Raw genomic sequence first — 17284 nt, forward strand, 5'->3', positions numbered from 1 at the left:
AGTCTTTTTTAAGGCTCTGGATTGACTCCGATTTGTTCCCATCTAAAAACTGAATTTACATCTTACATAGCCCGTACTCAAATCCTTGTATGAGCCGTACTGGCCGTCCCGGTCAGGGCCTGGGATAAAGACATAGGCTCCGCCAGAAAGATTTATCTGGTCTGAAAGGCTGTATGTTACAACAGGTTTTATAAAGCTGTCAAAATCGTTCAGACCGAGGACTCCGCTAAGGCTTAATTCAAGAGTGTCTGCCAGAAGTTTTTTTGACACGCTCAAAGTCGCTCCATGCTGCAAGGCTTTTTCCCTCTCAAGATTTTCAAGCTCTCCAAAAACGTAATCGCAGTAATACTGGGCGGTAAAAGTCCAGCCCTCAGGCATCCAGTCGAGACCAGCAAGTGCTGAAATTTCATTGCGCTGAAGGGAGCTTTCAATTGAAGCGGAAGAAAGTGTTTCTGCAGAAAACATTTTTTCTTCTATAATAGAGTTGCTTGATTTTTGAAAATGCCTTTCCGGGAAGAAAGCCGCTTCCATGCGGAGAACGGTCTCTTTGATTGGAATTGCGGCGTCCATTCCCAGCATTGCCATGTCCTTATACTCGCCGGTCACATTCACGCCCTCTGCTGACATCGTGTAATTCAAAAATGGCATATCGTCTCTTCCGTAAAATCCGTAGAGCGAAAAATCCAGGACTGAAAAATATCCCGAAAACTTTAAGCCGAATTCGCCCTTCGACATTTTAGACTCAGGCTTTTCAAATTTTGCGCCGGAAAGCTTAGCCGGTGTAAAAAAAGGAATCCAGTATGCGTCAGCCGTAAACTGATTTCCATTTACAGAAAAACGAAGAGCGTCAATTGCAAGCTTTTCATTTGTCGTCATGACGGCAAGGCTTGAAAGGTCTTTCGGACAGATTACGTTTGTAATGTCGATTCCGTCAGCCTTACCCCATGCAGTCTTCTGCCGCCCGACCCGAAGACCTAAAGAATCCGAAGTGTAGTCCAGCCAGCATTCAGAAAGCGAGAAATCCTCAGAATCTTCAATCGAGTCGTATCTTGCCGAGCCTTCAACAAGAGCAGAACTCTTTCCAAAATAGGAATCAATTTTCCCGGTAAAGGAAGTTTCGCCCAAAGTCATGCGGCCTCTGGCAGTGTCCTTGTCAGTCCAGGGGGCACCCGCCCCCCAGAGAGTTTCAAGAGTTCCGGAGAATTTTACTTCCTGTGAGATTGCACAGTGGAAACCAAAAAGTAAAAAAATGGCTGATAAAATTAATTTCTTCATCTGATTCTGCCTTTTTCAAGTGCGGCTACAGTAAGCATTGAGTCGTCAATATCACCGCCGTCGTAAACGATGTTTGATGTCTCAAAAAGTGACCAGGTGCCGCTCTGAACGTTTTCCATTTTCATTCTCTGGGCGGTTGTAAAGCCCTTGATTGTCGTAAAATCTGTACAGGTCAAAAGGCGGTGAAGCTGGTTCTGTCGGTCAAAAAGCTCGCATTTTCTGAGGATGAAGTCAGATTTTGCGATGTAAGAAATGTAGCGCGGGTCTTTTTCACTTTTGTCCTTAGCGATGCACTCGACCTTGTAACATTCCGTTCCCTCCACGCTCTCTTCGCCCAAAAGGTTGTATTCGTAATCGTTCAGGCTGCGCTCTCCCATGTCGCGGTAGGTGAAGTCGGTTCCCATGAAGCTTCCGTCACTTTCTGAGCCGCTTGAAGCGATTCGCCGGGTCTTTTTCATTGCAGGCATATAGAGCCAGTTGTCAGAATCTTTTTTGTTGCCGTTTGCATCTTCCTCGTACTCAAACATGAGGTAGCCTGTGCCAGAAACGTCTTTCGGCGTTACAAAGACGATGACTTCTTTTTTGACGTCGCCGTAATCCTTGCTTTTCATGATGACTTCACGTTTTCTGTCCGAGCCTTTCTTCGAGTGAATCGTAAGAGTCGCAGTTGAAGATGCTGTTACAGGCTCAGGAATTTCGTCAGCTTTTTTCATAATCTCGTAACCCGTAAGTGACTGTGCAAAAAGTCCTGCTCCCATAAGAATTGATGTGAATGCAAAAAATACTTTCTTCATAATGAATCTCCTTTCAAAGTTATTGGGCGGGGGAAGTCTCCCCCTCGCTCCAAAGCCCTCGCTTCGCTCCGGTCTTTTTCGCTACCCCTTCTCCTAAGGGGCAAGCCCCTTAAAATCTCCACAGTGGTTTGCGGTTCAGGCATAGCCTTCACCGAGACTCGCCTAGAAACTCGTCTCACGAGTTTCTTCGCCAAAGGCGACCGGCTCCCTTCCGCGCTCGAAGCACAGCTTCGAACGAGACTCGCCTAAAATCTTGTCTCACAAGATTTTTCGCTTTCAGCGACCGGCTCCCTACCCGCAACGCCCGCTTCTTTATCGAATGGCTTTGTGATGTATAAGAGCACCGGCGTAATCGTGTAGTCCGCAATCAGTGCGCTTCCAAGGCCGACTACCGAAAGCCAGCCGATGTTCACCAGAACGTTCATCGTGCTTGTAAGGAAAATCGCGAACATGGCGCAGAGGATAATTGTCGTCATTATCATCGTCTTTCCGATCTCGCGGTAAGAATTTTCAATCGCGCTGCGGTAATTTCCGGTAAGCTCAAAGTGATACTTAATGTGGTTTGTAAAGTGAATCGTGTCGTCAACGGCAATTCCAAGAATCATCGGCATGATCATAGCCGTAATCATGTCCAGATTGACTCCTGCATAGCCCATGATTCCGCCAATCAGCACAATCGGCACCACATTCGGAATCATTGCGATAAATCCTGTCCTGAGCGATGTGAAGGCAAGAACAAGGAGAACGAGGATTATAATCAGCGACGTTCCAATCGATTTGATTGAACCGCGCACAAGTTTTCCGTTCATCTGGGCATACTGAACGACCTGACCTACAACGCCGGCATTCTGTGCGTCCGGGAAGAGCTCTGCAACCCATCTTTTAACTTCTGCAAGATTCTTTACGATTTCTTCTCCGTCGTAACCCGAAAGCTCAATCTGTAAATATGCCGCCCTGAAGTCATTGCTGATGTAGTCATACAGGTCCGTTCCGCCCGAGATTTCATAGAGGAACATAATCTGAGTCACCAAATCCTGGTCGTCTGGAATGACATAGGCTTCAGGATTGTCTTCGTTCAGAGTGCGGTTCATTTCCTTTACGATTTTTGTGACCGAAGAAACACGCGGCTTTCCGTTTGAGATTTTAGTCTGGCTCAAAGTTCCGATTCTCTCTGCAAGAATATCCATGTTCTTCAGCACCCGGGGATTTTTAATCGCATCCTCGTCAGAGTATTCAATCAGGACCTCATACTCGTACTGGCTTCCGAGCTGGCTCCTTGTGATTTCAAGAAGTCGCTTGATGTAAGGAGTGCGCTCGCCCATCATGTCCGAGTAATTCATGTTTACCTTGATTTTGAAAATTCCCGGAATGACGGCGGCCGCAAGCAAAACTGTAGCAATCACGGTAATCCATTTTTTGTTGAGGATTGATTTTCCCATCGCCTCAACACGCAAATCCGATTTCGTAGCCCCTTCCGAATCAGCAAAAGCTGGATCCGGTTCCTTGTCCTTTCCGAAACTGTAGAGTACAGGAAGAAGGATTATGATGTAGGCAAAAACTGCAAAAACCGTAGCGGCTGTAATTCCGCCAACCCAGCGCATCGGCTTGATTCCGGCTGCAAGGAAGGAAAGCATACCCGCCATGGTCGTGATTACCGTAAAGAAGAGAGCCCAGCCTGAATCACGAACTCCCATCACGATTGATTCCTTTCGCCTGCCGGTTTTTCGGAAGTACATCTTAAAGCTGTTGATGTAGTGAACCGAATATCCGACCGCAAGAGCCATTGAAAGAAGCACGGTAATCATGATCATCGAGTTGTTGCCCTTGATTCCAAGCCAGCCTGAAAATCCGAGCGTTGTCGTAAGCGCTCCGACTGTTGAAATCGAAGGAACGACAATTCCGCGAAGGGAGCGGATAAAAATTATAAGGCAGACCAGCATTACAAGAAATCCCAGGGAAATGCGGGTTGCAAGCTGATTCATCGTTACGGCTTCTTCCTCGAATTCCGTGTAGCTCATGCCGGCCGGGCGGATTTCCCATTTATCTGACTTATACTTGGGGTCGTTGAAAATCTTCATGGCAGGCGGTGCGATTTTTTGCATCGCATCGGTAAGGTTTTCCGAATACTGCTCAAGGTTCACGATAAGCCAGGTTTCAGTCGCATCGGCACTTACAAGCGTATTTACGAGCGACTCTCGGCTTAAAATAAAGGCCTTTTTTTGGGCAAGCTCAGCCGCGTCCTCTGGCACTCCGTCTTTAAAAGGACTTGTAACCTCAAAGCCCTCTTCCGTACCGATCGGAATTGAAAGCTCCATAAGGCTCGTGATGCTTCCCGCATAGGGAACATTCTGCAAGAGCTCGTCTCCAAGCTCGTCAATCATCTGAAGGACTTCCGGGTCAAAAACGTCATCCGCCTTGATGTGGGCAAGAAGGCTGTCTGTCGAGCCAAAAATGTCTTCAAAATGATCCTGATTCTGCTTTGTGGTCTCCCAGTCGTCAAACCAGTCTTCCTCGCCGTTGTCAAGCTTGAGGCGGCCAAGGCCCATGCTTCCGACAACAGTAACGACAATCAGACAGATAAGAAAAGCCCAGCGGTGCCTTACTTCAAAGCGTCCGAACTTTTCAAACCAGTCGTTAATCTTTTTTACTTTCATAAAAAGCTCCTTTTTACGATAACACTGTTACCAATTTCTGATAACAACGTTATCTTAACGATAACACTGTTATCTTGTCAATAGATTTTGATAACATTGTTATCATTTTTCATTGACAAAGCCCTCTTTTTATCGCAAACTATTTCTCATGGCAGATTCTTCAAGCGAAACAAAAAAGAAGCTTCTCGAAAGCGCAAAAAAGGAATTCCTCGAAAAAGGCTTTACAGGAGCCTCCCTGCGCACGATTGCCGCAAATGCAGGAGTCACGACAGGAGCCATGTACCGCCACTTCAAGGACAAGGACGCTTTTTTCTGCGCCCTTGTAGACGATGCCATCGAAGCAACTAAAAAAGTTATAATGCTTGCCGATCCCAAAAATCACGAAAACCTCACTCCCGATCAAATGCAGGAGCACATAGAATCTGAGAGAAAGTCAACCAGAGACTTCCTCGACTACATGTACGAAAATTTTGACGCCTTCACCCTTCTCCTAAGAAAGTCAGCAGGCAGCACTCACGAGCATTTTCAGGAAAACATCTGCGAGCTGTATACAAAAAACTGCGAGAAGACTTTTGCCTGGATGTACGAGCAGAAAATCACCACAAAAAAACTTTCGCCAATGACACTTCACTTTATGGCTTCAACAGTGATCAACGCTTTCTGTGACATCGTCCTCCACAACATGCCCCAAAAAGAAGCTCAGGAGTACATCGCTGACCTCATGGAATTTACAAGTTCCGGCGCCTACAAGCTGCTGGGTATCAAAACTGAATAAATTTTATTGCTGAATCAGCCTTTATAATTTATAATTATTTAAAGGTTTCAGCAGCTATGGAAATGACGGTAGACTTATTTGACAGCATCATCAACACTTCACAGGACTGTGTATTCTGGAAAGACAAAAACAGGCGCTTTCTCGGCGTCAATCAGGCTTTTCTTGATTATTACGGATTCGAATCGGCAGACGTCTTAATCGGCAAAAACGATGAAGAAATGGGCTGGCATTCCGATCCGGATCCCTACATGCAGGATGAGCTTCGTGTCCTTGCCGGCAAAACTACCTACAAAGTACATGGAAAATGCTTCATAAAAGGCGAAGAAAGGGACATCATAGCCTCAAAACGCCCCCTGTATAACGGTGACGAAATCGTCGGCCTTGTAGGGAGCTTTACCGACATCACAGACGTAATCCGCGGCAAAGAAAAGAACGACGGATCCCAGGTCCTTTACACAATCGACAAGCTCAGGAAATACAGCTTTTTCGATAAAATCATCGACGAAATCAGCCTGGACCAGATTCTTGACCCCCTCACAGGTATCTTAAACCGCTCATACGCCCTCAAGTTCGTCCGCTCCCTCATCGCAAAAAAGACTCCCTTTACATTTTCAATCATCGATCTGGACAATTTCAAATTCATCAACGACACTTACGGCCACACGGCGGGCGACAAAGTTCTGGCAACCGTTTCAAAAAGCCTGGCCGAAGTCACGGACGGCTTTGCCCTCGCAGGAAGGTTCGGCGGTGACGAACTTCTCCTTATCGACTTAAAAAACATCACCACAAAAGACAAAATCAACTTTTTTGAAAGAGTCTACGGCTCGTCAAACACCCTGCGCAAAGAAATTTTCTTTGAAAACGGCTCCGCCTTTGTTACCGGAACATCGGGCTGCGCTTCATTCCCGGAAGATTCAGACAATTTCTCCCACTTATTCGGCCTCATCGATAAAATGCTCTACCTGGGCAAGAACCTGGGCCGCAACTGCTATAAGGTTTATGAGGAAGAAAAGCACAAATACGTTGAAATCCGCAAAATAGCCAAAAACGGCATATTCAAGAACATGTACAAATTAAGGACCGGCATAGAATCCGAAAAAGGCTTTGAAAACAAGCTGTCAAAAGTCGTGCCGCAAATTTGCGAAATCTTACAGGTTGCAGACCTCTACTACGTTGATTCCCAAGGAAAAATGCATGGCGTTCTGGACAAAAACTTCACCGGCGATGCATCCGATTTATCCAACATCATGGAAGAAGACTTGTTTTCCCAGGGCTCCCTGGACTTAATAAAGGCCCATTCCCCAAAATTCCACAAGGTTCTTTCCAAAAACGGCTTTGAATCCGTCTTAATTTCCCGCATCCGAAAAGAGGACAAAGTCAAAGGCTATCTGGTCTGTGCCGTAGACCGCAGCCTCAGAATCTGGCAGGAAAATGAGTGCGCTGTACTTTATTATCTTGCAGGTCTTTTAGCCGATTAAAAAAAAATCAAAAAAGTTATTGACACAAAACTCTAATTAGCATAAACTAACTATGAAAGTTAGTCATATCTAACTCTTTTAGTACCTCTTGGCGGAGCAAGGCCTTTTGACATTTTCTTGCCTTGCTCCGTCTTTTTTTTTGGAGTTTCCAAATGGGTTTCGATGAGACAATCATTCACTGTGCTTCCCCTGCACTCTGCGGAATAAAGCCCGCCTGTCTTTTTTCGCTGCCGGACCAAAAATACGCCGACGGCTCAGAAAAGATGCATCAATGGCAGAACCTCTTTTCAAAAGAAAAAAGATATTTCGTACCGGTCAAAAAAAGTGACGGCAGGTTCCTCTTCTTCGTTTACGACAAAATCCTTCTTGAAAAAATGCTCAGAAATCCCAAAAACCGCGCCTACCTTGCCTCAAAAGGCTACCAGGTCGAAAAGGGACTGGAATTCGTCCTTGCAGAGCTCTTTCACAGGCTGGCCGCAAACGAGTCTTTTCCCCATGAAGTCGGTCTTTTTCTGGGCTATCCCCTCGAAGACGTAGTCGGCTTTGAAAGGCACGGAGCCCAGGATTTTAAGTATTCGGGAATCTGGAAGGTCTACGGCGACAAGGAAAGTGCAATCCAGAGGATGAAACTCTACAAAAACTGCACTGAAACATGCATGAAATTACTTGCCTCGGGACTTTCGGTTCCGCTGGCAACAAAAAAATATAAGAGCCAAAAAGGAGGCATAAAATGAAAGCAGCTATTGTTTACGCAACAACGACAGAAAACACTGAAAGGCTGGCTGGTGCGGCTTTGGAAGGAGCCAGGGCAGCAGGCTATGAGGCAAGCATTGCAACGGCAGATAGTGCAGATGCATCAGAAACACTTTCGGCAGACTTGATTCTTCTGGGAAGTCCGGCCATGGGAGCAGAACAGCTCGAGGACTCAATGGAAAGCTTTTTCTCAGAAATTGAAGGAAGCCTGAGCGGCAAAAAAGTCGGTCTCTTCGGCTCATACGACTGGGGCGACGGCCAGTGGCTTTCAGACTGGGAAGAAAGGGTCAAAAATGCGGGCGCAGACTTTGCAGGAAGCGTAAAATCCCAGCTTTCTCCAGATGAAGAGGCCCTTGAAGCCGTAAAGAAACTGGCAGGAAAATAAAAATTTAAGAGGGGAAAGCCTTCCCCTGCGCACGCACTTTGTTGCGTGCTACCCCTTCTCCTAGGGGCCAAGCCCCCTAAAACCCCCGCAAGACAGTCTTAGCCCAGCGCTACGTCAAGAACCATCATCAGCGCAAAGCCCAGCGCAAAACCAATCGTGCAGATATCAGTCTTTTCGTCACGGCTTGCCTCAGGCAGAAGTTCCTCAACAACTACATAAACCATGGCTCCGGCCGCAAAAGAAAGAAGATAAGGCAAGAATGGCAGAATCAGCGAAGTGAGCAGAATCGTAACCAGGGCCGCAAGAGGCTCCACCGCTCCTGAAAGGGTGCCGTAGCAGAATGACTTGAACTTGCTGTTTCCTTCCGAGCGAAGGGGCATGGAAATAATGGCTCCTTCCGGGAAATTCTGAATTGCGATTCCGATTGCAAGGGCAAGGGCATCAGCCGAAGAAAGGGCGCCTCCGTTCAAAAAACTTGCAAAAACGACGCCGACCGCCATTCCCTCAGGAATATTATGGAGGGTAACGGCAAAAACAAGCATCATGGTGCGGCTTATTTTATTTACCCCCGCTTTTGGACCTTCAGGATTTTTTGCCATCGCGTGCAGGTGAGGCGTGATTTTATCGAGCAGGAAAAGGAAAGCAACGCCGAGTGAAAATCCGACCAGGGCCGGCAAAAATGCAAGACGTCCCATGGGCTCCGACATGTCCATGGCAGGAATAAGAAGAGACCAGACGGAAGCGGCAATCATTACACCCGCCGCAAATCCCAGCAGGGCACGCTGAATGCCGTCCCTCATCTGACGCTGCATGAAAAATACCATGCCAGACCCCAGCATAGTTCCCAAAAAAGGAATCAAAAGGCCTAAAACAGTTATATTCATATGAAAAGTATAACATATTTTAAGATTTCTTGACAGTCACTGACGTAATTTTGATTTTTTTATAATTTTTTTTGATTTTTCGCTTCTAACCGCTTGACCATTATAAGCCCTTCTGATATAGTATCAAACATCAGTTACATGGTGCCTGTAGTTCAGTGGTAGAGCGTCAGATTGTGGATCTGATTGTCGTGGGTTCGAGCCCCATCAGGCACCCAATCTGCTCTAGGCTTTGAGTCAAAGGCAGCATTAACCAAAATGCGTTCGTAGCTCAATTGGATAGAGTAACGGACTTCGAATCCGTAGGTTGCACGTTCGATCCGTGTCGGACGCATATTTTTAACTGATTATTCGGGCGACTAGCTCAGTTGGTAGAGCAACAGACTCTTAATCTGTGGGTCCGGGGTTCGAGCCCCCGGTCGCTCATTTCAAGCACAAGCTTGAAGAGAATCGGAATTGCGGCACTTTGCCTATGCCGAGTTTAACGCGAGAGTGGTGAAATTGGCATACACGCTAGACTTAGGATCTAGTGCTTCGGCGTAAGGGTTCAAGTCCCTTCTCTCGCATAACTTTTAGTTATGATTTTTGCGGAAATAGCGCAGTGGTAGCGCGTCACCTTGCCAAGGTGGATGTCGCGGGTTCGAATCCCGTTTTCCGCTCTAACTGTTCAGCAGAATTGCTGAAGCGAACAGTTTATTGCAATAAAACAGATGCAAATTAATTTTTTTGCGGAAATAGCGCAGTGGTAGCGCGTCACCTTGCCAAGGTGGATGTCGCGGGTTCGAATCCCGTTTTCCGCTCTAACTTGGGCGATTTAGATTTCATCTGAATCGCTTTTTTTATTTCAACATTTAAGGGGACTAGTGTGAAAGTCACAAAAGAAATCGAAAAATTGGAGCATTCAGCAGCAAAACTCACCGTTACAGTTGCAAAAAAGGATGTTGCCGACAGCTACAACGAAACAATCAGCAAATATGTAAAGCAGGTTCAGATTCCTGGCTTCCGCAAAGGTCATGTTCCAGCTTCTGTTCTTGAGAGAAAATATGGCGAGCAGATTAAAATGGAAGCAGCCAGCGATCTCATCGACAAATCACTCAACGAAATCTTCTCTGACGAAAAGGAATTGGAGAACCGCCCTCTTCCTTACGCACAGCCAGTTCTCGAGAAAATGCCAGAATTCGACACATCAAAAGACTTCGTATATACAGTAACTTATGATGTATTCCCAAAGGTAGACCTCAAGGGCTTCGACTTCAAGTCAGTAACAATCAAAGAGCCACAGGTAACAGTTGGCGATGCAGAGCTTAACGAAGAGCTCAAAGGCATCCAGGAGCGCAACGCTGTTGTTATCGACAAAAAAGATGACGAGAAAGCAGAAAAAGACAACATCCTCACAATTTCTATCGTAGAGAAAGACGAGAATGGTGCTGAAATCGCTTCAACAAAACGCGAGGAATTCACTTTCACTCTCGGAACAGCTGAGAATGTTTACAAAATTGACGACGACCTCATCGGAATGAAGAAAGGCGAGTCAAAAGAAGTTTCTAAAACTTATGACAAAGACGAAAAAGATGCAGAGCTTGCAGGCAAAACAAAGAAATATTCTGTAACTGTTAAACAGATTAAAGTCCGCAACCTCCCTGCTCTTGACGACGAGCTTGCACAGGATGTAAACGAGAAGTTCAAGACTCTCGACGACCTCAAAAAGGACATCATGCGCAATCTTGAAAACGCAAAGACAAACAAAATCAACGAAATCAAAACAAACGACTTGCTCTCACAGCTTGTTGAGAAGAACCCGTTTGAAATTCCTGCAAGCATGCTCAACGCAGAGCTTGACGGCCGCTGGAGAATGATGGCTCAGCAGTTCCAGACAACACCAGAGGAACTCGACAAAATGATCACAGCTTCAGGCCAGAAAAAGGAAGACATGCTCAAGGAATGGACTGGCGACGCAGAGAAAATGCTCAAGAGCAGAATCATCGTTGACAACCTCCTCAAAGAGCGAAACATTTCTGTTACTCCAGAGGAAATCGAGTCTGAGTATCAGAAAATCGCTGATGCTAACGGAATCACAGTTGACGAAGTTAAACAGCACTATGCTGATCCTCGTGCAAAAGAATACCTTATTGACGAGGCAAAAGAGCAGAAGCTTTACAAAGAGATTTTTGCTGAGGCAAAAGTTTCAAAAGGTGACAAGGTATCATTCAAAGACTTGTTCAACTTGAAATAATAGCGAAGATTTTCTAAAAATCTCCGATTTAAAGCGGAATGTTCCAAATTTTTTTCGGAAACATTCCGTTTTTTTTTGGATTTTTTTGAAAAATTCATTATATTTATATAAAGGATTTTTTATAATGAACGAACAGATGAACAATTACATGCCTAGCGTTATCGAGCGAAGTGGAAACGGCGAGCGATTTTATGACATTTATTCACGACTTTTAAAAGACCGCATCATTTTCGTTGACGGCGAAATCAACGACTTAAACGCGGACTTGGTCGTAGCACAGATTCTCTTCCTGGAGTCAGAAAACCCGGATAAAGACATCAGCATTTACATCAACTCTCCTGGCGGAAGCGTTACAGCTGGTCTCGCAATCTATGACGCCATGCAGTACGTCAAATGCGACATTCAGACAATCTGTATCGGTCAGGCAGCCAGCATGGGAGCAATTTTGCTTGCAGGCGGCACAAAAGGCAAACGATTCGCCCTTCCCTCTTGCCGTGTAATGATTCATCAGCCACGCGGCGGTGTTCAGGGACAGGAAAGCGACATCGCAGTTCAGGCCAAAGAAATCATCCGCCTCAAAAAGCTTTCAATCAAATATCTTGCAGAAAAATGCGGTAAGTCAGAAGACGAAGTCGCAAAAGACATGGAAAGAGATTTCTTCATGAGCGCAGAAGACGCACTTAAATACGGAATCGTAGACAAAGTAATGCCTTCTCGTGTTGAGTCAACTTCAAGGGAGGCCAAATAATGCGTGGTTTTCGTAGCGACGTACAGTACTGTTCATTCTGCGGCAAGCCGGGTGACGAAAAGCGTCATCTTGTAGCGGCACCGTCAAACAACATTTTCATCTGCGACAAATGTATCGCCGTCTGCCAGGGAATCGTCTCTCAGAAAGAAAAATCAGTCGATCCAATCGACATGACTGAAGTTCCTTCTCCAAAAGAATTCAAGGCTTACCTCGACGAATATGTAATCGGTCAGGAATATGCAAAAAAGGCACTCTCAGTTGCGGTTTACAATCACTACAAGAGAATGTCAAAACTCGATGTCATCAAAACAGATGACGACGTTAAAATCGAAAAGTCAAACGTTCTTTTGATCGGGCCAACTGGTTCAGGAAAGACTTTGCTTGCAAAAACACTGGCAGAAAAGCTCAAGGTTCCTTTTGCAATCGCAGACGCCACAACTTTGACTGAGGCAGGCTATGTTGGTGAAGACGTAGAAAACGTCCTCCTCAAGCTCATTAACGCTGCAGACGGAAACATCCCTGCAGCAGAGCGCGGAATCATCTTCATCGACGAGATTGATAAAATCGGCCGCAAGAGCGAGAACACTTCAATCACACGAGATGTCTCTGGCGAAGGCGTTCAGCAGGCCCTTCTCAAAATCATCGAAGGTACACAGGCTTCCGTTCCTCCACAGGGCGGCCGCAAGCATCCTAACCAGGAAATGCTTCAGATTGATACATCGAACATCCTCTTCATTTTGGGTGGTGCTTTCGTAGGTCTGGACAAAATCATCGAGCAGCGAATTGCGGCTCACTCACTCGGCTTCGGCTCAAACGTAGGCACAATGGACGAGACTCAGCGCATGGAGCTCTTGAACCAGTGTACTCCGGACGACCTGGTAAAATTCGGAATCATTCCTGAGCTTATCGGTCGTATGCCAATTTCCGTAGCCCTCAAGGAGCTCACAAAGGCTGACCTCACACGAATCCTTACAGAGCCAAAGAACGCAATCACAAAGCAGTTCAAGGCTTCATTCGAAATGGACGACCTGGACCTGGACTTCACGGCTGAGGCCCTCGATGAAATCGCCGAAACTGCAATCAAGCAGAAAACCGGTGCCCGAGGACTTCGCTCAATCGTAGAAAAACTGCTCATGGACTTGATGTACGAAGCTCCAAGCATCAAAGGCAAAAAGCACCTCACCGTTACGAAAGATATCGTAGTCGGCAAGGTCAAGCCGGACTTGGAACAGCTTAAAATCGAGCAGCAGCCAGCATAAAAGAAAAATCCCGCAATCTGCGGGATTTTTTTATTTTATTCCAATGTCAAAAATGCCTTGTAGGCTTCATAGGCCTGTTCTATATCTTCTTTTGAGGTAATTTCCCATGGGGCGTGCATTGAAAGGACTGAAACGCCTGCATCAAGCACGTTCATTCCGTATTTTGCGGCCAGATATGCGATTGTTCCGCCGCCGCCCTGATCTACCTTGCCAAGCTCAGCCATCTGATATTTTACATTTGCCTTGTCGAGAAGACCGCGCAATCTTGCGATGAATTCAGGATTCGCATCGCTTGCCCCGCTCTTTCCCCGACTTCCAGTGTATTTGTTGAAGACGATTCCACCAGAAAGGAAGCTGGCATTTGCCTTATCGAATAAATCTGAGTTCATTGGGTCAAAAGCAGCGTTTACGTCGCTTGAAAGCATGTTGCAGGCAGCAAGACAGCGGCGCAAAGACAAATCAGAGTATCCTTCCGGCAGACGTGCGATTACTTCAGCCAGAGCGTTCTCAAAGAAGTGGCTTCCCATGCCTGTGGCACCGACAGAGCCGATTTCTTCCTTGTCGACACAAAGGCAGCAGCTTGTTCTTTTGCCGGAATCAGCCTCAAGAACTGCCCTAATCGAAGTATAGGCGCATGAACGGTCATCCTGTCCGTAGGCAAGAATCAGAGAGCGGTCAAATCCCAGATCGCGGGCTGCTCCCGCCGGAACGATTTCAAGCTCAGCCGAACCGAAATCCTCTTCCTCGATTCCGTATTTTTCCTTGATGATAGCAAGAATTGCTTTTTTTGCAGAAGGCTTGTCCTTTTTGTCGGAATTTTCATCATCCTTTTTTGAAGGGATTCCGCTGCCGCAAATCAAATCCAGGCTTTCACCGGAAATAAAATCGCTGGCAACTTCCTTCATCTGCTTCTGAGCCAGGTGAGGAAGAATATCTGAAATGCAGAAAACTGGATCTTCGGCGCTCTCACCTACGCATACGTTCACGCTTGAGCCGTCTTTTTTGCAGACAATTCCGTGAATTGCAAGAGGAAGAGTGACCCACTGGTATTTTTTGATTCCACCGTAGTAATGAGTGTTGAGGTAGACCAAAAAATCATTTTCGTAAAGGGGATTCTGCTTGACGTCAAGGCGGGGTGAATCTATGTGGGCACCCAGAATGTTCATGCCCTTTTCGATTGAATCAGAACCGACCACAAAAAGGGCGATGGCCTTGTTCATCTTCTGTACAAAAACCTTGTCACCGGCTTTTAGGGACTGGCATTCAGAAATATCCTTAAAACCTGCGGCCTGAGCAAGGGAAATAATCTGGGCAACGCACTCGCGCTCAGTCTTACCCTTATCCAAAAAAGCTTTATAATCATTAATAAGTCTTTCGTTTTTCATGCGAATATTATAGAAGAAAGCCAGCTTTTTTGAAAGTAAAAAATTGACAAGTCAATGAATAGTAGTTATAATTAGCCTATAAAGTATATCTGCCCCTGATATAAACCACACCGTTTGCCCACCTTCCACTTGAAAGTCAGACAAAAAGGAGAATAGCTTATGTCATCGACAAATGAAGAAATCAAAGTACCAGAGAACCTTGAGCAGGAGTGCTTCACAATCTACAGCGGTGTCCTCACCCACTCCAAAAAACAGACGCTCAAAAAGTTGATTCGTCACGCATATCTCGCTGGAACAAAGCACGAAAAATCAAAAATCAAAGCAAACTAAAGTAAATCTCTTAAATTTTACCTTCTTGCTTTATCAGGATGCTCCTCATAGAATTTATTCTTGTCTGCATACATTGCTTCATCGGCAAGGTGCATGGCAAGACGTAAATTCTCGCCCTTTTCGTCCCAATGAGAGCCTATTGCAAAGCAAACCTCACAGCCATAGCTGGCCTTTTTACGGATTTCCTCGACCTTACGCTCGAACTGCTCCTTTGCACAGTCCGGGGTTATCACGACAAATTCATCACCGCCTGCACGGTAAATTTCATCTTTATCAAAAACCTCGCTAAGCAAGTTTCCGGCTTTTTTGAGCAGGGCATCACCTGCAATGTGGCCGCCAGTATCATTCGCCTGCTTGAGTCCGTTTAAGTCAGCAAAGATGACACCAAATGGAGCCGGAACCTTTCGCTCGCCGCTTACGAACAAATCAACACGATAGTTCATGGAATTTCGGTTACGCAAGCCAGTGAGCAGGTCAACATTGCTCATGAATTCGAGGCGTTCCATAAGATTATTGTTGGCAACTTCGGCGGAAATAAAGAATGAAACCAGTTCGATAACTTCTTTTATTTCAATAAGGCGGTCAGTATTAAAATTAGTAACAAACCAATAGCCGAGGATTTTGTCCATGCGGCAGAGGGGAACCAGAATCAGGCTCTTGACATCGGCGGCACGCAAAGATTTTGCCCAGAGGGGATTGATTTTCTCAAGTTCATCCATATCGTGCTCATCTTTTACAATAATATTGTCACGGTCTTTAACGGTATCCTTCCATGAAAAAATTACCTGATGAGTAAGCTGCTCCTTGAAATCTTCAATTTTGGCACAGTCATTACGGAATTTGGCACAGAGGATTGCTGATTTATCTCGCTCTTCGTCGACAAGTACGATACTGCTGCAGAAAGAATCGGTTTTTTCCTGAATGTCGCAGTTTACGGCACTCATACAGCTGCAGAACTCGTTGGACTGGCGGAGTTTAATACAGGTTTTTATGACAAAGGTTGCAGAATCCATGGATACGTCTGAAAGTGCGTCGGCCTCAGGTCCTTTTGTAAATTCAAAAAAGAACATGAAATAGTGGATGTTTCCCTGGTCAAGATTTCTTGAAAGGGGGATATAGGTGCCGTCAGTCCAGACGCCCATTGATTTAGTGTCAACATAAGCATGAAGATGCTGCTTGTGAACTGCACAACGATAGCAAAAATCCTCAAATTTGGACTCTTTGGGGATAAGCTCATAATAAATCATATCGTCATGATAGCCCTCGCCCATAATTTTGCGATACATGGAATTTGCACGAACAATACGAATATCACCATAACGTCCTTCGCCCTTATCTTCAACGGAGAGAACAGCGGCCGCCATTTCATACGAATCAACAATAGATTGAAAATCCATAAATCTATTTTAAGTCTGTTTTCATTATTTTGCAATGATATTTTTCTTTATAAATTTGCATTTCTAGCTTATAATTTAGGAATGAAAATTAATAAGTCTATTATCTCAAACAGCAGAAAACTTTCCCTGTTTGCAAGTACAATTGCATTGTCACTTTTTTTTACAGCCTGCGAAGAAAAGGCTCAGGACCTCAGACCCGATTACGTCAAGGAAAACATGAGTCTTGTCTGGTCAGATGAATTTGACGGAACAAGCGAAGAACCGAACCCGGAAAACTGGGACTACAACACAGGCGGACACGGCTGGGGCAACGGAGAACGGCAGAATTATACAAAAGACCGCTCAAATTCCTTCGTAAATAATGGCACCCTCAAAATCGTCGCTCACAAAAATGACAGCGGCAAGTGGACCAGCGCCCGCCTCATGTCAAGCTTCAAGCAGAGCTTCACATACGGCTACATTGAATTCCGAGCAAAACTTCCTGTTGAAAAAGGCTCATGGCCAGCCCTCTGGATGATGCCTCAGTTCTCAGCATACGGCAACTGGCCCCGCAGCGGTGAAATTGACGTAATGGAATACGCCACAAACACCTGGGGCAAAAAGACTTACGGCACAGTACACTGCAAGGCCGGGTCAGGCGGAAACGCAGTCAACAGCGACTACATAGAAATTCCAAACGTCACCAAATGGCACACTTATGCCGTTCTCTGGCAGGAAGATTCAATTCAGTGGTACTATGACGGCAAATTCCTTACGGAATACAAAAATCCCCACAACGAAAACGAGCCTTGGGCAGCATGGCCTTTCGACAAGCCCTTCTACATCATCATGAACGTTGCAATGGGTGGCACTCTTGGCGGCGACATTCCAGGCAATCTTGAAAAATGCCAGATGGAAGTCGACTACGTAAGGGTTTATCAGTAAAAGCATAAAAAAA

15 protein-coding genes and 6 tRNA genes are annotated in these 17284 nt (G+C 45.7%); 15 read left to right on the top strand and 6 right to left on the bottom strand.

From position 1 onward, the window contains the following. Positions 1-42: 42 nt before the first annotated feature. From HNP76_RS03740 to HNP76_RS03750, 3 genes are all read right to left on the bottom strand, one after another. On the bottom strand, positions 43-1275 hold the full coding sequence (locus tag HNP76_RS03740; protein ID WP_184657643.1) for a DUF1302 family protein: 1233 nt from the start codon (positions 1273-1275) through the stop codon (positions 43-45). After that, a complete protein-coding gene (locus HNP76_RS03745; protein ID WP_184657645.1) occupies positions 1272-2069 on the bottom strand; it encodes an outer membrane lipoprotein-sorting protein in 798 nt (265 codons plus the stop codon). Before HNP76_RS03745 ends, HNP76_RS03740 begins: the two co-directional genes overlap by 4 nt. 245 nt (positions 2070-2314) lie before the next feature. After that, positions 2315-4723: an efflux RND transporter permease subunit gene (locus HNP76_RS03750; RefSeq protein WP_246462714.1), complete on the bottom strand. Its 2409-nt coding sequence runs from the start codon at positions 4721-4723 to the stop codon at positions 2315-2317. A 148-nt stretch (positions 4724-4871) separates the two neighbouring features. Between HNP76_RS03750 and HNP76_RS03755 the strand changes: the two genes are divergently transcribed. The 4 genes from HNP76_RS03755 to HNP76_RS03770 all read left to right on the top strand — a co-directional run bounded on the left by HNP76_RS03755 (position 4872) and on the right by HNP76_RS03770 (position 8114). Then, complete coding sequence (locus HNP76_RS03755; protein WP_184657647.1) at positions 4872-5498, top strand: TetR/AcrR family transcriptional regulator; 627 nt, start codon at positions 4872-4874, stop codon at positions 5496-5498. Positions 5499-5560: 62 nt separating this feature from the next. Then, positions 5561-6976: a GGDEF domain-containing protein gene (locus HNP76_RS03760; RefSeq protein ID WP_184657649.1), complete on the top strand. Its 1416-nt coding sequence runs from the start codon at positions 5561-5563 to the stop codon at positions 6974-6976. A 152-nt stretch (positions 6977-7128) separates the two neighbouring features. After that, positions 7129-7710 (top strand): DUF3793 family protein, encoded by a 582-nt coding sequence (locus HNP76_RS03765; RefSeq protein ID WP_184657651.1) that lies wholly within the window; start codon positions 7129-7131, stop codon positions 7708-7710. Then, positions 7707-8114 (top strand): flavodoxin domain-containing protein, encoded by a 408-nt coding sequence (locus tag HNP76_RS03770; RefSeq protein ID WP_184657653.1) that lies wholly within the window; start codon positions 7707-7709, stop codon positions 8112-8114. The genes HNP76_RS03765 and HNP76_RS03770 overlap by 4 nt, the downstream gene beginning before the upstream one ends. A gap of 98 nt (positions 8115-8212) precedes the next feature. On the opposite strand, the gene HNP76_RS03775 is transcribed toward HNP76_RS03770, so the two are convergent. After that, positions 8213-8998, bottom strand: a complete 786-nt coding sequence (locus HNP76_RS03775) for a ZIP family metal transporter (RefSeq protein WP_184657655.1) — start codon at positions 8996-8998, stop codon at positions 8213-8215. A gap of 141 nt (positions 8999-9139) precedes the next feature. Here HNP76_RS03775 and HNP76_RS03780 point away from each other — a divergent pair. From HNP76_RS03780 to clpX, 9 genes are all read left to right on the top strand, one after another. Next, a tRNA-His gene (locus HNP76_RS03780) sits at positions 9140-9211 on the top strand. A 44-nt stretch (positions 9212-9255) separates the two neighbouring features. Next, positions 9256-9329: transfer RNA gene (locus HNP76_RS03785), tRNA-Arg, on the top strand. A 19-nt stretch (positions 9330-9348) separates the two neighbouring features. Continuing rightward, positions 9349-9421, top strand: a tRNA-Lys gene (locus tag HNP76_RS03790). Between the two features lie 60 nt (positions 9422-9481). Continuing rightward, positions 9482-9561, top strand: a tRNA-Leu gene (locus tag HNP76_RS03795). A 21-nt stretch (positions 9562-9582) separates the two neighbouring features. Further along, positions 9583-9654, top strand: a tRNA-Gly gene (locus HNP76_RS03800). Between the two features lie 69 nt (positions 9655-9723). After that, positions 9724-9795: transfer RNA gene (locus HNP76_RS03805), tRNA-Gly, on the top strand. A 65-nt stretch (positions 9796-9860) separates the two neighbouring features. Beyond that, complete coding sequence (tig, locus tag HNP76_RS03810; protein WP_184657657.1) at positions 9861-11228, top strand: trigger factor; 1368 nt, start codon at positions 9861-9863, stop codon at positions 11226-11228. Between the two features lie 124 nt (positions 11229-11352). Then, the gene (gene clpP / locus HNP76_RS03815) at positions 11353-11976 is read left to right on the top strand and encodes an ATP-dependent Clp endopeptidase proteolytic subunit ClpP (protein ID WP_215905861.1); all 624 of its coding nucleotides are present in this window, start codon (positions 11353-11355) and stop codon (positions 11974-11976) included. After that, positions 11973-13235: an ATP-dependent Clp protease ATP-binding subunit ClpX gene (gene clpX, locus HNP76_RS03820; protein WP_371733670.1), complete on the top strand. Its 1263-nt coding sequence runs from the start codon at positions 11973-11975 to the stop codon at positions 13233-13235. The genes clpP and clpX overlap by 4 nt, the downstream gene beginning before the upstream one ends. A 35-nt stretch (positions 13236-13270) precedes the next feature. Here the strand turns inward: clpX and HNP76_RS03825 are convergent, their stop codons facing one another. Then, a complete protein-coding gene (locus tag HNP76_RS03825) occupies positions 13271-14620 on the bottom strand; it encodes an aminopeptidase (RefSeq protein WP_184657661.1) in 1350 nt (449 codons plus the stop codon). Positions 14621-14779: 159 nt separating this feature from the next. On the opposite strand from HNP76_RS03825, the gene HNP76_RS03830 reads away from it, so the two are divergent. Beyond that, positions 14780-14950, top strand: a complete 171-nt coding sequence (locus tag HNP76_RS03830; RefSeq protein ID WP_184657663.1) for a hypothetical protein — start codon at positions 14780-14782, stop codon at positions 14948-14950. 17 nt (positions 14951-14967) lie between these two features. Here the strand turns inward: HNP76_RS03830 and HNP76_RS03835 are convergent, their stop codons facing one another. After that, positions 14968-16347, bottom strand: coding sequence for a GGDEF domain-containing protein (locus HNP76_RS03835; protein ID WP_184657665.1), 1380 nt, complete (start codon positions 16345-16347; stop codon positions 14968-14970). 81 nt (positions 16348-16428) lie between these two features. Between HNP76_RS03835 and HNP76_RS03840 the strand changes: the two genes are divergently transcribed. Then, positions 16429-17271 (top strand): glycoside hydrolase family 16 protein, encoded by an 843-nt coding sequence (locus HNP76_RS03840; protein ID WP_184657667.1) that lies wholly within the window; start codon positions 16429-16431, stop codon positions 17269-17271. Positions 17272-17284 lie beyond the last annotated feature (13 nt).

It is taken from the genome of Treponema ruminis, assembly GCF_014201975.1.
GTDB classification, from domain to species: Bacteria; Spirochaetota; Spirochaetia; order Treponematales; family Treponemataceae; genus Treponema_D; species Treponema_D ruminis.

Bases quoted from the DNA above. Each gene is read 5' to 3' on its own strand.
- HNP76_RS03740 (WP_184657643.1), bottom strand. From the start codon at position 1,275: ATGAAGAAATTAATTTTATCAGCCATTTTTTTACTTTTTGGTTTCCAC.
- HNP76_RS03745 (WP_184657645.1), bottom strand. From the start codon at position 2,069: ATGAAGAAAGTATTTTTTGCATTCACATCAATTCTTATGGGAGCAGGA.
- HNP76_RS03750 (WP_246462714.1), bottom strand. From the start codon at position 4,723: ATGAAAGTAAAAAAGATTAACGACTGGTTTGAAAAGTTCGGACGCTTT.
- HNP76_RS03755 (WP_184657647.1), top strand. From the start codon at position 4,872: ATGGCAGATTCTTCAAGCGAAACAAAAAAGAAGCTTCTCGAAAGCGCA.
- HNP76_RS03760 (WP_184657649.1), top strand. From the start codon at position 5,561: ATGACGGTAGACTTATTTGACAGCATCATCAACACTTCACAGGACTGT.
- HNP76_RS03765 (WP_184657651.1), top strand. From the start codon at position 7,129: ATGGGTTTCGATGAGACAATCATTCACTGTGCTTCCCCTGCACTCTGC.
- HNP76_RS03770 (WP_184657653.1), top strand. From the start codon at position 7,707: ATGAAAGCAGCTATTGTTTACGCAACAACGACAGAAAACACTGAAAGG.
- HNP76_RS03775 (WP_184657655.1), bottom strand. From the start codon at position 8,998: ATGAATATAACTGTTTTAGGCCTTTTGATTCCTTTTTTGGGAACTATG.
- clpP (WP_215905861.1), top strand. From the start codon at position 11,353: ATGAACGAACAGATGAACAATTACATGCCTAGCGTTATCGAGCGAAGT.
- HNP76_RS03825 (WP_184657661.1), bottom strand. From the start codon at position 14,620: ATGAAAAACGAAAGACTTATTAATGATTATAAAGCTTTTTTGGATAAG.
- HNP76_RS03830 (WP_184657663.1), top strand. From the start codon at position 14,780: ATGTCATCGACAAATGAAGAAATCAAAGTACCAGAGAACCTTGAGCAG.
- HNP76_RS03835 (WP_184657665.1), bottom strand. From the start codon at position 16,347: ATGGATTTTCAATCTATTGTTGATTCGTATGAAATGGCGGCCGCTGTT.
- HNP76_RS03840 (WP_184657667.1), top strand. From the start codon at position 16,429: ATGAAAATTAATAAGTCTATTATCTCAAACAGCAGAAAACTTTCCCTG.